Below are 14,236 nucleotides of genomic sequence, written 5' to 3'. Positions count from 1 at the left end.
AGCACACCACCACTGGCCACAAACTGGTGTTCGGCGATGACCAGACGGTGTTCCCCAAACTGGCCCCGGTGGCCTATCAGCAAGACTCCGGCATGGTCGCCAACGACCCGGTGGTCAAGCGCTTCGACCTGCGTCTGGAAACCCGTACCAGCCGCACGACGCGTCGCGATTACGACTTCGAAAAACCGCGCATCACCCTCGAAAGCGAAAAGCGCGGCGATGCCCTGCCTGATCTTGAAGACTACGATTACCCCGGCAGGTTTGTGGACCGCGAGCGCGGCAAACACCTGGCCAACCGCGCCCTGGAACGCCACCGCAGTGACTTCCAACTCGCCGAAGGCAAAAGCGATCAACCGTTGCTGGTCAGCGGCCACTTCCTCGCCCTGACTCAGCATCCGAAAGCCAAGTGGAACGATCTGTGGCTCCTGACCGAAATCCTCCACGAAGGCAAACAGCCACAAGTGCTGGAAGAGTCGGTGACCAGTGACACGACGACGCTCAAAGACGACTTCCATCAGGGTTACCGCAACCGCTTCCAGGCGACGCCGTGGGACGTGCCCCACCGCCCGCCCCTGACCCAGAAAAAACCGCGCATCCTTGGCAGCCAGAGCGCCGTCGTCACCGGCCCGACAGGCGAAGAAATCCACTGCGATCAATACGGCCGCGTCAAAGTGCAGTTTCACTGGGACCGCGAAGGCCAGGCCGACGACAAAACCAGCTGCTGGCTGCGCGTCTCCTCGGCCTGGGCCGGCGCTCACTACGGCGGCATCGCCATCCCGCGCATCGGCATGGAAGTGCTGGTGACTTTCCTGGAAGGCGACCCCGATCAACCTCTGGTCAGCGGTTGCCTGTTCCACAAGGAAAACATCGTCCCCTACCCTCTGCCGGCCAACAAGACGCGTACCACCTTCAAAACCCTGAGTTCCCCGGGTGGCGGTGGTTTCAACGAACTGCGCATCGAAGATAAAAAAGGCCAGGAACAAATCTTCCTGCACGCTCAACGTGACTGGGATGAAAACGTCGAGCACGACCAGAAGATTCGGGTTGGCAACGAACGCCATGACACGGTCGAGAAGAACAGCTACACGGAGTTCAAGGCGGAGGAACACCACACGGTGTATGCCGATCGCAAGGTTGAAGCCAAGGCTAGCGATCATCTCAGCGTCGGTGTTAACCAGCACGTGAAAATCGGCACCGGCCAGTTCATCGAAGCCGGCCAGGAGATTCACCTGAGCAGCGGTTTGAAGGTGGTGCTCGAAGCCGGCAGCGAACTGACACTCAAGGGCGGCGGCAGTTTTATCAAGATTGATGCCGGTGGTGTGACGTTGAGTGGGCCGGTGATCAACGTGAACTCCGGGGGCAGCCCTGGTAGTGGAACAGGCGCGGCGCCGTTGTTGCCTGGGGTGTTGAAGCAGGCGGATGCGGATAAGGCGGGTCAAGTCGTCAAACCTTCACTGGCCTCTTTCAAAGCACAATCAATGGCCGGTGTCTTGCTCCCGACACCCTCGTGTCATCTGGATGCAACAGGCTGCTGCCCTATTCATCAACCGGGTACGTCAGCATGATTGAATCCATTGAATCGCCATTCAAGCGACCGGCGAAAAAAGGCGCGATGTGCCTGATTCTGGATAGAAGTCTTGATCCGGATCTACTAGGCCAGCTATTCGGAAAAGATGAACAATTGCCGCCAACCTGTATTCCGCTGTTCACAAATACGCCATACACAGAACTGCAACCGGCCGGCCCATTCATCGTCATGTACCCGGAAAACCAGACCGCCGCGCCCTATATCAGTACGTTGCTGGAGCAGACTGACGCCGGGTGTGTCGCCTGGTTGAGTAATCCCGCATTATTGGATCAGGGCGTTGAACACTGGCGCAGCCTTCTCACCGTCCGAACTGACGAAGAACCATTGCAAATGATGCGTTTTTTTGATCCGCGCTGGTTAGAGCCATTACTGCTTTCGCTTCCTAAAACCGAGCAAGCCCAGTTCGTCGGGCCGTTCAGTGGCCTCGCCTGGCGTAACGAAATCGGCTGGCGATACTACGCAAAAGCACCTCAAAGTCATGTAGCGGCCGTCCAGCCTCCGGCATGGTTGTACCTGAGCCCTGAGCGTCAGGTATCGATCGAACAGAGCCGTTTAAAGGTAATAGCGACCCGCTTCGCGGCCGACTACCACGAAGTTTTACCCACGGACGGCAGCGTCGAATTCGTCCATCGCCAATTATTGGCGGGGCTGGACTTCGGCTATGGACTAATAGCCTAGCAGGAACGATGGCTGCGTTTAGCCATTCAGCATGGTGACAGTTTCTGGAATAACGCCCCTGCCGCCGAATTGCTGGCACGGGAAGACATCGCGCTGGGCGACAAGCTGACTCAACTGGAAAGTCTGTAAATCACAAGGACGACGAGCAATGAGCAACACCTACACCGTTAAGAGCGGCGACACTCTTGGCAGCATTGCCGGCGCTAATAAAAGCTCCGTGGCAGAGCTGCGGGCACTGAATCCGATCATTACCGACCCCAGCCACATCAAAAGCGGCTGGGTGTTGAAATTGCCCGTCGCCTCGGTCGAAGCAATGCCGGCGCCCAAGCACGCGGACAACCAGAGCACTACCGCCGTCAAAGGTGCAATTGAATGCCAGGATGAACTGGTCGAAGTCATCCATATCACCGGCGAAGAGCACTTTTACGTGCTGACGGAAAAAGAATCGACCGTGCTCAAGCAGCAGTCAGACATCGTCAAAAAACTCATGGACGAACTGCACCAGAATCTGGCAAAGGCGACCGAGGCAAGCCAGTGTGCCAAGACTAAGGATCCTAAGGGCAGTTGTTCTTGCAGCCGCTGCGTCAAAGATGCATGGAACGCCAAGGCCGAAGAGGCAGGACTGCTCCAGCGATCCGAGCCACCAGTGGAAAAGCCCAAAACCGTAGTCACCCGCAAAGAAGATCTGCAAGGTCAACTGGCAACGGTGCAAAGTGCTCGCGATTTTTATCAGCGCTACACCCCGAAAGCCGCGTTCGAAGGTAGCTATCTGGAGGATAATTGGGGAGGCCTGAAGGCAAAAAAACTCGCCGAGCTGAATGCGGAAATACAGTCACTGCGTACCCGGATTGCAGCGCAAGGCAAGGCCGAAGCCGGTGACAGTTCTACCAGCGCTAACGGCGCGGCATCGGACATTAAACACAGCAAGGGCATAGCTACGGAAACTCAGAAGGGCAAGCAGGTAAAAACCGGCATCACCGTGGTCGAATACATCTCCTTCCGTGATCCGACCCGCCGCCACTACATTCCGATCCGCACTCGCGAGAAGCTCACGTGGCGCGTCAGAGTTCCTACCACGGTGATGCAGGGCAAGCCACTCGATAAAAATCTGGCCAAAGATCTGATCAAAGACATCCGGAGCGCTGTCAGCGATAGCCGAAAAACCAGTCCTCTTGGTAGTCTGGAAGCCAAGTTCACTTCATGGACGAGCAAGGACGACAATCTCCTTAACGCTTTACACAAAGAGTGTTCCTGGACTTCCAACGAGGCGGACTCGGCAAAATACGCCGTATCAGCCGAAGCCCACGCCTTCCGGTTTGCCGCCACGGCCAGTGCAGGCATCAACAGTTGGGAACCCGGCAAAGGCAATATCGAACTCGGAGTCAAAGGTAGTGCGGCGATCTCGCTAGCTGAGGGATCAATGGCGCTCAAAAGCTTCTTTCCTGATCAAGGTGGCTATGTAGTGCGAATGCCTTACCGCAATGCCGAAGGTAAGGAAGTGGCCAGCGATATCGGCGTCTTTAGACTCGACGGCAAGGTGGAGTTGTCGTGTTTTGTTGGTGCAACCGCCCAAGGGCAGGCCGGTGTCAAAGCACAGTACAAGCCTGAGGAGGCTGAAGCCTCTGGTGCAACAGCTCTGTTAAGCACACCTGAAATGGCGGTCGACAAAAAACGCGGTGGGAGTTTAGGTATCAAAGGGAACGCCTTCGCGGGTGTGCAAGGCGGCGGCACCGTGACCGGTACATTGAAGTGGCTTGATTCAACCAAACAAGGGACAGGCAAGATCACTGCCGGGCAGGCTAACGACAGTGGGAGTACGGATTGGTCGAGCTTGGTGGAAATTAAGGCTGAGGGAAATGCGGCACTGGGTATTGGGGCCAGCTTTGACTTTGGTATCGAGATCAGCTCAGACCGTTTGGCAGTTAACTGCAAAGCTAGCCTGGTATTCGGGCCAGGAGCAGGTGGTGGCTTCGGGACTTCGGTTGAACTAGATAAGATCGGTGATTTGATTTACGTTTTTTGCAATGCTCTGTCTAAAGCCGACTTTCATTATCAGTTAGCGGTGACTAAGGATGCATTTAATTTTATCGCGCAGGGACTATTCAAAGTCACAACTCAGCCCGGCCTTAAAGCACAAGAAGCATTCTCAAAGGGCGCAGAAAGCATGCGCGACTGGTGGACCGATCGGCAAGGCACTAAACAAGAAGCAGAGAAGTTAGCGACGTACCTCCTAGACAAAAAATCTGTGGAAGTAAATAATAAAAAGTTACCGTTGAACAGGTTACCGCCGCAAACCATAGGACCGATGATCTACCTATTAACTGAGAGCTTCGTTGAAAGCTGGGCAGAAAAGCAGGAAAAGGCCGTCGTGTTATTGCTATCTCACTTGGGTAGCTGGAGACACTTCATTGAAGTTTTGGAGCACTGTTCAAAAAACGGGACCAAGGTCGATGCTATGGACAGCCTGGATCGCCTGAACGCCCTACTTGATGGAGCGGAGCAGCAACAGTTCAACAGGTTCATTGGAACATTGGCTATAAATGCTGATTCTTCGACTCAAAACAATGGAATGTTGGCATGGACTCCAGGTTTGCCATGGCGTAAAGAAAAAACGTTATTGGCAGCAAAAAGCAGCGGTCTTTTTGATGGTCTTGTATAAAAAAACCAGGATTGCGTTCTTTTAACGCTATCAAAGTGGAGTGTTTCTTTGAATCGCACAACGAAAACTAGTTCCTCCTGAATAGCGATCACTGGAAGGCTCTACCGCCCAACGACGAACAATCGCGGCAGAAGATAAGGAAGCCTCCAACACGGTTGAACCACGCCTGATTTTTTGAGTACCAGAACTTGGTCCCTTAGGGTTTTCAAGGGAAGAATTTTTATAGTAATCCTGATCGTACCAGTCGCTCACCCAATCCGTTGAGTTACCCGCAAGCCCATAAATACCCAAAGGATTAGGCGCGAATTTGTTGATGGAAAAATTATCTCCTTCATCATCAAGCGGAAAATTTTTCCCGTAATCAAGGCTCCCACTATCAGTAGGGAAAAGTACGTGCTGCCCTCGGCTACGAGCTGCATACTCCCACTGCGCCTCCGTAGGCAAATCAACAGCATAACCACTTAAGCTCCCAAGCCACCCACAGTAGTTCTGAGCCTGCTGCCAACTCTGAGTAGGTGCTGGCAAATCTGGCTGATAACGAAATTTTAGATCTTCGCGCTGGCGCTTTTCAGCGTCAAACAGAGGTTTTCCGTTAGCGATGAAAAACAGGTCAAAATCGCCGAGTGAAACTTGAAACTTTGAAAAATAATAACTGCTCAACTTGACCGGATGCACGAAGTCGTCATCACCATTACGACTAATATTACAGAGCTGCTCCGGCTCCTGACCACAGGGCCACTTGCAAACGTCTTTCTCGTCGTACTCACAGGCCCAGCGAAAATCACCCATATCGAACTGGCCACCTTCTACAAACACCATGTTGTCAATGGACTGCACAACCGTGCTTAACACCTTGTCGCGCAGCTCACTGGAGAGGCTTGGGTGTTTCGTTTGGATCGTCGCCGCAATCGATGCGACTTTTTCCGGCGACAGAACCTTGCTGCTTGGCAACGGGCCGGACTCGGCCTCGCAACCTACCAGCAACATAGCGAAAGGGAGGGCAATTACAGACTGACGTAACACGAGCAATATCCTTATTAGGTGCGTCCAAGGGAAGACCTTACCATCCCAAAGCAGGACTACAAAGTGCCGGATTCGTCTTCACTTCAACCACCTGCCTTAGCACGTCGATATCAAGCAGTCGTTGCTGGTCAGCGGCCACTTCCTCGTTCCTACCTAACATCCGAAAACCAAATCGAACAGCCTGCAGCTACTCGCTCATCTGATCAAGGTTCGTGGCGCCACCCCGGAAAGTTTCGCCCATGACCCGGCAGGCAACCTGCTCGGCCAAGGTGATCAGCAGGCTGCGAGCCTGGCCAACGTCAAAGGTAACCGCCTGCTGATGCAGGGTGATCGACATTACGACTACGACGCCTACGGCAATTTGGCGCGCGAACGCCGAGGCACCGGACAGAAACTCGTCACCGAATACCGTTACGACTGCCAGCACCGCCTGATCGGCGTCAGCCTCCCCGGCGGCAGCGTAGCGACCTACAAGTACGACGCCTTTGGCCGCCGAATCGCCAAAACCGTCGATGGCCACACCACGGAATTCCTGTGGCAAGGCGAACGCCTGATCGCCGAAAGCGGCAACAACCGCTATCGCAGTTACGTTTATGAACCGGGCACCTTCCGCCCGCTGGCGATGCTCGACGGCGAAGGCCCGCTTAAAGCCACACCGTTCTACTACCAACTCGACCACCTCGGCACACCGCAGGAACTCACCGACTACAGCGGCGAGATCATGTGGTCGGCGAAATACCGCGCCTACGGCAACCTCGCCACCCTTGATGTGGCGGAAATTGATAACTCGCTGCGCTTCCAGGGCCAGTACTTCGATGCTGAGACGGGCTTACATTACAACCGGCATCGCTACTACAATCCGGGCACTGGACGGTATTTGACACCCGACCCGATCAAGCTTGCGGGCGGGTTGAACAACTATCGGTACGTGCCTAACCCTACCGGGTGGGTGGATCCATTGGGGTTGGATAACTGTCCGGGAGCGGATGGGTGTAAGCCTCCGTCAAGACTTGAGTCTCCTGAGAATGGCGCCAAGGTAAATGACGGTGCACCGGATGCCCCGGGGCCTGAAAGCGGTAAGAATCCAAAGTTCTTTAAAACTGAAACCAAATGGAAAGCAGGTGGAAAAGGTACAGGGAATGAATACAAAGTTTTCCAACAGGATATCGACTGGGATTTGGAACACAAAGGCATGTCGAACTTGGATAGAGCGAAAGAAGGTGGCGCACCTTACATCATGAAGGATGGGGTTCCTCAACAGCTTCAGTTGCACCACTCAAGGCAAAATGGAAAGGGGCCGCTTTTTGAGCTAAGTCGTAGGACTCACCTTACAACCTTAAAAGGCAAGGGTCGAGAAGCAGTACACCCTTACGGACATAGCCAACACCCAGATGCGCCTGTAGATAGGGAACTCTTTAAGAAAGAAGTCCCACAATATTGGAAAGACCGAGCAGCAGAGAGCGCGAAATGATCCCGAACGAGCTGATTAAACTTATTGAAAAGCAACCTGGTGATATCCACCGGACAGACAAACGCTCCGTCACCGAAGCACTAACAGCACTGAATATAAGTTTAGACAGTGAACTGTCAGAGTTTTTTTTGAATTATACGATAACTTTGTTCAGAAGTAACTCTTCGGATGAAGAGCTATGTGACATCGCTGACCCAAGCAATGAGATAGAAGTTGGCACAAACTTTATTCATGAGGTATGGGAACTACCTGAAAATTTCATTTGTCTCACAAGTGTTCAAAGTGAAGGATGCTATCTATATGACAAAAATAGCGAGGAGGTCTTAGATTTTAGCCTTGCTAACCGAGATGATTTTTTAGCTGGAAAACAGCAGCTAAAATGGAGCGGCTTTTTTGAGTTTCTTATTTGGTACTTATCTTAAAAATAAAACCAGCCGGAACAATTTTATACAAGGCAATGAGTCTGGGTGTCGGGCTCATATGTCGCTGGCGAGTAGTCACTAGCCGCGGGGTTGACAAAGCTGAAGTGCAAAGGCATTACTCTGCAGCTAATCCCGGAGTTGCCCTCCACAAGTGTCAGCTAGGGAGGCGCGGTTAGTGATGAAATCATAGGCGATTCAATGCCTGGCCCGCGAGTTTTGTTAAGTCCCCTACATCGCATTTACCGAAATCACTTCCACAAACTTGAATTTCTTCTTGGCCGCCTTGGTAGCTTCCTGCTCTGCAAAAAGGGTGCTCAGCGTATCCGCCTCATGGACCATTTCGTGGGTCCTCATCCACTTTGATGATAGTGTCTGCGTGTAATTGGTTGACCAACCGCTTGTAAGACACTGAAATCCGATGCGGTTCGAGAGCTAATGCCTGTAAATCCACTTGCTATATTCTCCGGTTGTGCCTGCAAAGGTGCTTCGGAGAGCGGACATTGGAGGCCCTTAATTGAAGGTTCTGCAACCTTCTCAGGCTGTCGAACGGTGCATCCAGCACCGAGTAACGAATCCGCTGCCGGCTCCCTGCACTACATAAAAAATTTACTGCGTCCAAGAATGGCGATTCGTGCTTCGGCGAGTATATAAAGATATACCGAACAAAAGGCTCCAGACACTGATGAAAATGAACAACGTTTTTCCCTGACGCATTTTCCAAGCGAGCAAATCTCAAATGAACCCAAAAGACTTTGTAATCGGCCTCAAAACGGCAGTTATTGATGAAAATATTATGATTCACAAGGATTTGTTTTCTAGCACATCTATGTCTGATGCGACCGATGAATACTGGAAGCGAGCAATAGCTCTATTTAACTCTATACCTGCAGAACAGCGAAATGTTTTCCTTGAGGTGATTAGGCAGATAATGGTTGATACAACGTCGAATATTCTAGGGATCATGGATGGGGTTAACACGATTGACGGCGCAAATGATGACTTTTCACTTACTTACGGTAAAGATGGCAACAACCTAACCGGTGATTTGCAGGGCCTATTTTTGACAGAAGTAGGAAAAACATAGTAGTGGACGAGACGGGAATATATTTTTTCAAGCCAGATCTTTGTAATCTTCGATAGAGGGAGCAGGAGGTCCTGCAAAAAAGCCCGAGCGACGCAAACATTGAGATTTTTAACCATGAACATTTTAGGTTTTTTAAACGAGCATTTTAAGCTTTTCCAGAGCGCAAAAAGAACAGCGAAACCGGTAGGTGAGGTCGTTAGTGGAGACTTCAATTTCCTAAATAATTACATTATAAAAAAATCAGCAACGAGTTAAAAAATGAAATTATCACCCAAGAAGAAATTGCTCAATCTGCTGGATTGTCATCGCCTGGATCGATGGAGTTGATCGATGAACTTTCGCGCATGATACCTGGAACTACAATTAACATGCGATTCATCGACAACTCCGCGTGGGATGGTCGAGTTTACTACGACGAAGACAACAATTTTGTCGGGTTTATCATTGGCAAGAAAAAACACCCAGGCGGGAATACACCGCCCGATTGGGATGGTTCGGAGCAAATGTTGAACCATCACAATATCAATGATAATGAGTAGCCGCGATGCCACTCAAGACCTATCCGCAGTCTCCTGCGCCGTAGACTCCCCACTCTCAGTCCCCTTCCCGCTTTCCTCGCGCCGCTTCGGATCAGTCGGTCTCAGCGCATCGTTATCCCGCTCCACCTCTCCTGGCGGATTCGGTTCTTCAGGGTTTTGCGCTGTGTCTTTCGGTTCACGACTCATGGTGATTCTCCTCAAGCTTCTGGATCGTCGACTTCGCGGGCGACGTTCTCGGCGGGTGAGCTTTTGTGGGATTGCTCGGCCTTGGCTTTCAGTGTCTGCCATTGCTCAAGGTCGATGGCGCCCTGCCCCAGCAAGTCATCAGCCACGCGCAACAACTCGGCGTAGTGCGCGTCGGGCGATTGCTGGCGGTAGGCCTCGTCGTCAAACAGGCGTTGCCAAGTGGCGCGGTCGGGCAGTTTGAGGTCATCGCTCATGGCGAACTCCTGTGTTCGGGCTTCTACACTTAGGAGGACGCCGGACGGACGAGAGTTCCGATCAATAGCCGGTCATTTCCAGATAGCCCTGGCCTGCATGGCTACCACTTAGGCGCACCGGGCCTTCCCAGTACGGGATGCGCAAATCCATCCACGCATTGGGATTGAGCGCGTCGACGCTGATGTCGAGATGTTTGCCGGGGATTTTCACTGACCAACGGACGGGCATCGAGTGCCCTGCTACTTCGGCGGTGTCCTGCGGAACAAGGCTGATATCGGACGCGTGCAATGTCTGAGTCTGGCCATGGGCATCGATCCAGGTGCCGGTAAGGTAAGGTTCTCCATTCTTGTGGCGCATGCGATAGAGCATGACTTCTTCGCCGCCCGCCAAGTGCAGCGAGAACCAGTCCCAACCGGTCTGATTCGCGGTGAGCGGCTGGCTGCTCCATTCGCGGTCGAGCCAGGCCGGGCCGCTAACCTGGTAGGTCGTGCCGTCGATTTCCACGGCGCCAGTCGCTTGAAAAAACGGCTGGCTGTAGTAATAGGATGCCTGACCTTGCTCGGATTTCTGGCTGAAGCCGTTATCGCCTTGCAGCACCAATGGGCGCGTGGACGTCAGGTGCAATCGGTAGCTGAAACCCTTGTCCCGGGCGCTGAGTTGCAGATCGCTCAAGGTGTCTGAACCCTCGCTACTGAACTGCCAATCATCGATCCACGCGTTGAACGGCCCCAGACTCACCCCCGCCTGGCCGACGCCGCCACGGGCGTAGCGCTCGGCGGCGCGGTGCTCGGTCGCCGACGTTACGGCCGCATGCCCGAGCCAGATCAGCTGACTGCCCCAGCCGGGCACTTCGGGAGTGGCTTTCAAGGCGCTGCGGAAGAGCGTCCATTGCACACCGAATTCACGGCCCTGAGCGTCCTTGAGGTTGGCGGTGACATACCACCATTCAATGCGAAAACCGTCGTGCGGCCCGTGATCCGCCGGGAAACTGAAGACCCGTCCGGGCACCACCGGCGTGAACGCAGCCGCTTCACCGCCCAAACCTGCGAAGCCTTTTTCAGCCGGTGCAGAGTCATCGCAGGCGCTGAGCAGCAGGGCCAGCAGCAACACCAAAAATCTAATCTTCATGGGCAAACGTCCTGAGCAGGTCGGCCGGTTGCGTGCGATACAACGAGTACAACGGCCACGCAGACGCCAACAGTGTCGCCAACAACGCGAGCCCCATCAGCTGCAGCAGTTGCAGCGGGAACACGCGCAATGGTAGGCGCCAACCGAAGGCCTGAACGTTGATCACAGTGTCCAGGCACCACGCCAACGCGATACCCAAAGGCAACGCCAGCACCAGGGTCAGCACTGCCAGCAGCCACGTTTGCCCCAGGTTGAGCAGCATCAATTGCCGACGCGTCACGCCCAGCGCCCACAGTGGGGCGAGTTGCCCGAGACGGCTTTGGCTCTGGGTCAACAGGCTGATGAACAAGGCCACGCCCGCGACGGCAAGGGTCAGGCTGTTGAGTGCTGCGGTGGCGGCGAAGGTGCGTTCGAAGACCTGCGTGGACCAGCCCTTGAGCCGCGCCTGATCGACAATGCGATTGTCATCGAGCGCGAAGCGTGCATCCAGTGCCTTCAAAAAATCCGGTATCAATGTCGGCTCGATGCGCAGGTTGAAGCGGTTGGGGGCCAGCTGCGGCCAGCCGCGCAGCAGGTGCTCGACGTTGACCAGCACATGACCTACGGGATTGCCGTAGTCGGCGTAGATTCCGATGATCTGCGGCGCCCACGTTCCGCCAGGGGTGGGAATGCTCAGGTGATCGCCGAGCCTTACCTTGAGACGCCGCGCTAGTTGTTCGCTAAGCATCAGCGTGTCGTCTTTCGCCAAGCGGTCCCAGGGGTCATCGCCAAGGGCTTCGAGCAGCGGCCAATGCTGACGATAGGTCGGATGATCGATCACGCCGAAGACCTCTGCCGGCCAACCCTGCAATTGAACCGAAACTTGCCAGTTGGGCAGCACGGCGGTGACCTGCGGCTGCTGCTTGAGCCAGCCATTCATCTCGCTGGCCTGAGTCGGAGTTTGCGGGTTGAGGTAGAGCTCGGCGGTCAATCGCTGTTCCAGCCAGTCGTTGAAGGTTTCGCGAAAACCGGCGGTCATGCTGCCGGCGCCGATGTTGGCGGCCATTGCCAGCAGCAGCGCCATCAATGCCAGGCTCAAAGCAGGCAATTGCTGTCGGCAATCGGCGAGAAACCATTGGCCGAGCACGGATCGACTGCGCCGCAAAATCAGCCTTAGCAGGCCACTGAGCAGCACCGGTAACGCCAGCGCAGCGCCGATCAACAGCGCCGCCATCAGCACAAAACCGGCCGCGAGGCTGTCGCCGAAAAGCCATGCCAGCAGGGCAATCACGCCCGCCGTCGCAGCGACCCAACCTTGCCGACGTAACCAGCGCGCGTGGGCTTGATGCCAGGCTTGCGGATCGGCCAGCGCGAGCAGCGGCAAGCGCGCCGCGCGTAGCAGGCTGTTGGCACCGGCCAGCAATGCGCCGAGCAGACTCAGGCCAATCCCGCTCAACCACCACCAGACGCTGAGGTGCAACTGCCCCGCCACTTCGGCGCCGTACAAACCCCTCAGACTAGCGGCGATATCCGGCAACAACACGCCCGCGAGCAGGTATCCGCTGACGACGCCGAACAGGCCGCCGATCAGTGCCAATACGCCCAGCTCAACCGCCAGACAAGTGATCAGCATTCGCGCGCTGACGCCGCAGGCACGCAGGGTTCTCAGCAGACCGCGACGCTGCTCCAGCGCCAGCCCGATCGCGGCGTGGACGATGAACAAGCCGACCACGAACGAGAGGAAACCCAAGGCATCGAGATTCAGGTGAAAGCTTTCGGTCAGGCGCGCGAGGTTGTTTTCTTCGTCGCTGGTTTTCAGTTGCAGCACGCCTTTGAATTGATCAGGCAAGGTCGCGCTGAAATCCTTCGGCAACAGCAGGCGCGAGAGCTGATCCGGCAGTTCGAGAATCTGTTGGGCGAAGCCGATGTCCACCAACAACATGCCCGGAGCCATGTCACTCTGGCTGCGCAGCGGCGGCAGCTTCACACCGTTGGAACTCAGCGGCTGGTCGCCTTCACTCAGGCCCAGCGCTTGCAATGTCTGCGGCGAAATCCAGGTGCTGCCGGGAGGTGTGAAGAACTCGACAATCTGTTCGATCGGCAGAGTCTGGCCGGCCACTGCGGAGCCGGTCGGCAACGACACCGGTTCGATGCCCATCAACTGCAAGCGTTGCGCTTCATGGCCCTGCAGCGTGACCCGCCCTTGCAACACTGGCGACACGGGCCAACCGACGCGGCGCAGGTCGACAAACAGTTGCTGGGGAAACGTTGCGCCGCTTGGGGTGGCGAGGCTGGCCTGGGGTTCGCCGCCGATCAGCTGACTGGCGCGGGCATAGCTTTCCCGCGCCTGGCTGTTCAGCGCCTGCACGCCGGTCAACAGGCTGGTGGCGAGCCATAGCCCGGTCAGTACGCTGAAAAATTGCACCGGGTGCTGCCGCCAGTGGCTGAGCAGCGCGCGCAAGGTCTCGCGAAAAACCCGCATGTCAGCGCTCGTCTGCAGTGGCCAGGCGGCCACGCTGGAGAACCACTTTTTCTGCCAGTCGCGCGGCGACTCTGTGGCTGTGGGTGACCATCAACAAGGTTGTCGGGCTGTCGTCGAGCAGCTCCAGAAGCAGCTTCAGCACTTCGTCGCTGGTGCTTTCATCAAGGCTGCCGGTGGGTTCGTCGGCCAGCAGCAGTCTCGGTTTGGAGGTCAGCGCCCGGCCGAGTGCGACGCGCTGTTGCTGGCCGCCGGACAGTTGCTCGGGATAACGCTCGAGTAAATCCGCCAGGCCCAAGCGCTGCACCAGATGCGCCTGCCATTGCGGATCATGGCGGCCGGCGAGGCGCGCCTGGAATGCCAGATTGTCGGCGACGCGCAGGCTGCCGATGAGGTTGAACTGCTGAAATACCAGCCCAATTTCGGTGCGGCGCCAGTGGGCCAGTTGGGCTTCGTTCATGTGTTCAAGGTGATGGTCGCCGCTGCGGATGCTGCCGCGATCGACTTTGTCGAGGCCGGCGATGAGGTGCAGCAAGGTGCTTTTGCCGCTGCCGGATTCGCCCATCAGCGCGAGGCTGCTGCCGGGTTTCAGGGTGAGGTCAATGCCTTGCAAGACCAGCAACGGGCCTTGGGGAGTGGCGTAGCTTTTGAAGACGCCTTGGACCTGAAGCATGGGGAGAGGCTCGCTGGATGCAGTGAGCCTAGGATAGCGGATGGCAGCTGGACCGCGTTATCGTTCTTCGCG

At 55.4% G+C, this 14,236-nt stretch carries 11 protein-coding genes and 1 pseudogene; 7 read left to right on the top strand and 5 right to left on the bottom strand.

Going from position 1 to position 14,236, the window contains the following annotated elements:
* The 3 genes from tssI to DU29_RS0113090 all read left to right on the top strand — a co-directional run.
* Positions 1 to 1,565, top strand: a 1,565-nt coding sequence (gene tssI, locus DU29_RS01000000129855; RefSeq protein WP_033050468.1) for a type VI secretion system tip protein TssI/VgrG, incomplete at its 5' end; no start/stop codon positions are given.
* On the top strand, positions 1,562 to 2,266 hold the full coding sequence (locus tag DU29_RS0113095) for a DUF4123 domain-containing protein (protein ID WP_028622123.1): 705 nt from the start codon (positions 1,562 to 1,564) through the stop codon (positions 2,264 to 2,266). The genes tssI and DU29_RS0113095, both read left to right, overlap by 4 nt.
* 148 nt (positions 2,267 to 2,414) lie before the next feature.
* A complete protein-coding gene (locus DU29_RS0113090; RefSeq protein WP_081832479.1) occupies positions 2,415 to 4,925 on the top strand; it encodes a LysM peptidoglycan-binding domain-containing protein in 2,511 nt (836 codons plus the stop codon).
* 30 nt (positions 4,926 to 4,955) lie between these two features.
* Here the strand turns inward: DU29_RS0113090 and DU29_RS0113085 are convergent, their stop codons facing one another.
* Positions 4,956 to 5,948, bottom strand: a complete 993-nt coding sequence (locus DU29_RS0113085; protein ID WP_028622121.1) for a formylglycine-generating enzyme family protein — start codon at positions 5,946 to 5,948, stop codon at positions 4,956 to 4,958.
* Positions 5,949 to 6,138: 190 nt separating this feature from the next.
* Between DU29_RS0113085 and DU29_RS1000000133730 the strand changes: the two are divergent.
* From DU29_RS1000000133730 to DU29_RS1000000132815, 4 genes and pseudogenes are all read left to right on the top strand, one after another.
* Positions 6,139 to 7,419: pseudogene (locus DU29_RS1000000133730) on the top strand (RHS repeat-associated core domain-containing protein); the annotation flags it as partial.
* Entirely contained in the window at positions 7,416 to 7,841 is a 426-nt protein-coding gene (locus DU29_RS0113070; RefSeq protein WP_028622118.1) for a hypothetical protein, read from the top strand. The pseudogene DU29_RS1000000133730 and the gene DU29_RS0113070, both read left to right, overlap by 4 nt.
* 736 nt (positions 7,842 to 8,577) lie before the next feature.
* Complete coding sequence (locus DU29_RS0113060; RefSeq protein ID WP_028622117.1) at positions 8,578 to 8,925, top strand: hypothetical protein; 348 nt, start codon at positions 8,578 to 8,580, stop codon at positions 8,923 to 8,925.
* A gap of 368 nt (positions 8,926 to 9,293) precedes the next feature.
* Positions 9,294 to 9,464 carry a hypothetical protein gene (locus DU29_RS1000000132815; RefSeq protein ID WP_161781291.1) on the top strand — a complete coding sequence of 57 codons (171 nt, stop codon included), beginning with the start codon at positions 9,294 to 9,296 and terminating at the stop codon, positions 9,462 to 9,464.
* 197 nt (positions 9,465 to 9,661) lie between these two features.
* Here the strand turns inward: DU29_RS1000000132815 and DU29_RS0113045 are convergent, their stop codons facing one another.
* The 4 genes from DU29_RS0113045 to DU29_RS0113030 form a co-directional block, all read right to left on the bottom strand.
* On the bottom strand, positions 9,662 to 9,904 hold the full coding sequence (locus tag DU29_RS0113045; RefSeq protein ID WP_028622116.1) for a hypothetical protein: 243 nt from the start codon (positions 9,902 to 9,904) through the stop codon (positions 9,662 to 9,664).
* 61 nt (positions 9,905 to 9,965) lie between these two features.
* Positions 9,966 to 11,033: a lipocalin-like domain-containing protein gene (locus DU29_RS0113040; protein WP_028622115.1), complete on the bottom strand. Its 1,068-nt coding sequence runs from the start codon at positions 11,031 to 11,033 to the stop codon at positions 9,966 to 9,968.
* Positions 11,023 to 13,494, bottom strand: coding sequence for an ABC transporter permease (locus DU29_RS0113035; RefSeq protein WP_028622114.1), 2,472 nt, complete (start codon positions 13,492 to 13,494; stop codon positions 11,023 to 11,025). Before DU29_RS0113035 ends, DU29_RS0113040 begins: the two co-directional genes overlap by 11 nt.
* 1 nt (position 13,495) lies before the next feature.
* Positions 13,496 to 14,164: an ABC transporter ATP-binding protein gene (locus DU29_RS0113030; RefSeq protein WP_028622113.1), complete on the bottom strand. Its 669-nt coding sequence runs from the start codon at positions 14,162 to 14,164 to the stop codon at positions 13,496 to 13,498.
* Positions 14,165 to 14,236 lie beyond the last annotated feature (72 nt).

The sequence above is a fragment of the Pseudomonas sp. Ant30-3 genome, assembly GCF_000690905.1.
Lineage (GTDB): Bacteria > Pseudomonadota > Gammaproteobacteria > Pseudomonadales > Pseudomonadaceae > Aquipseudomonas.
The sequence above is the reverse complement of the archived record's forward strand: the minus strand, read 5'-3'. Positions and strand labels throughout refer to the sequence as shown.

Excerpts from the sequence above, each read along its gene's own strand:
- DU29_RS0113095 (WP_028622123.1), top strand. The coding sequence starts at position 1,562 with ATGATTGAATCCATTGAATCGCCATTCAAGCGACCGGCGAAAAAAGGC.
- DU29_RS0113090 (WP_081832479.1), top strand. The coding sequence starts at position 2,415 with ATGAGCAACACCTACACCGTTAAGAGCGGCGACACTCTTGGCAGCATT.
- DU29_RS0113070 (WP_028622118.1), top strand. The coding sequence starts at position 7,416 with ATGATCCCGAACGAGCTGATTAAACTTATTGAAAAGCAACCTGGTGAT.
- DU29_RS0113060 (WP_028622117.1), top strand. The coding sequence starts at position 8,578 with ATGAACCCAAAAGACTTTGTAATCGGCCTCAAAACGGCAGTTATTGAT.
- DU29_RS1000000132815 (WP_161781291.1), top strand. The coding sequence starts at position 9,294 with ATGCGATTCATCGACAACTCCGCGTGGGATGGTCGAGTTTACTACGAC.
- DU29_RS0113045 (WP_028622116.1), bottom strand. The coding sequence starts at position 9,904 with ATGAGCGATGACCTCAAACTGCCCGACCGCGCCACTTGGCAACGCCTG.
- DU29_RS0113040 (WP_028622115.1), bottom strand. The coding sequence starts at position 11,033 with ATGAAGATTAGATTTTTGGTGTTGCTGCTGGCCCTGCTGCTCAGCGCC.
- DU29_RS0113035 (WP_028622114.1), bottom strand. The coding sequence starts at position 13,494 with ATGCGGGTTTTTCGCGAGACCTTGCGCGCGCTGCTCAGCCACTGGCGG.
- DU29_RS0113030 (WP_028622113.1), bottom strand. The coding sequence starts at position 14,164 with ATGCTTCAGGTCCAAGGCGTCTTCAAAAGCTACGCCACTCCCCAAGGC.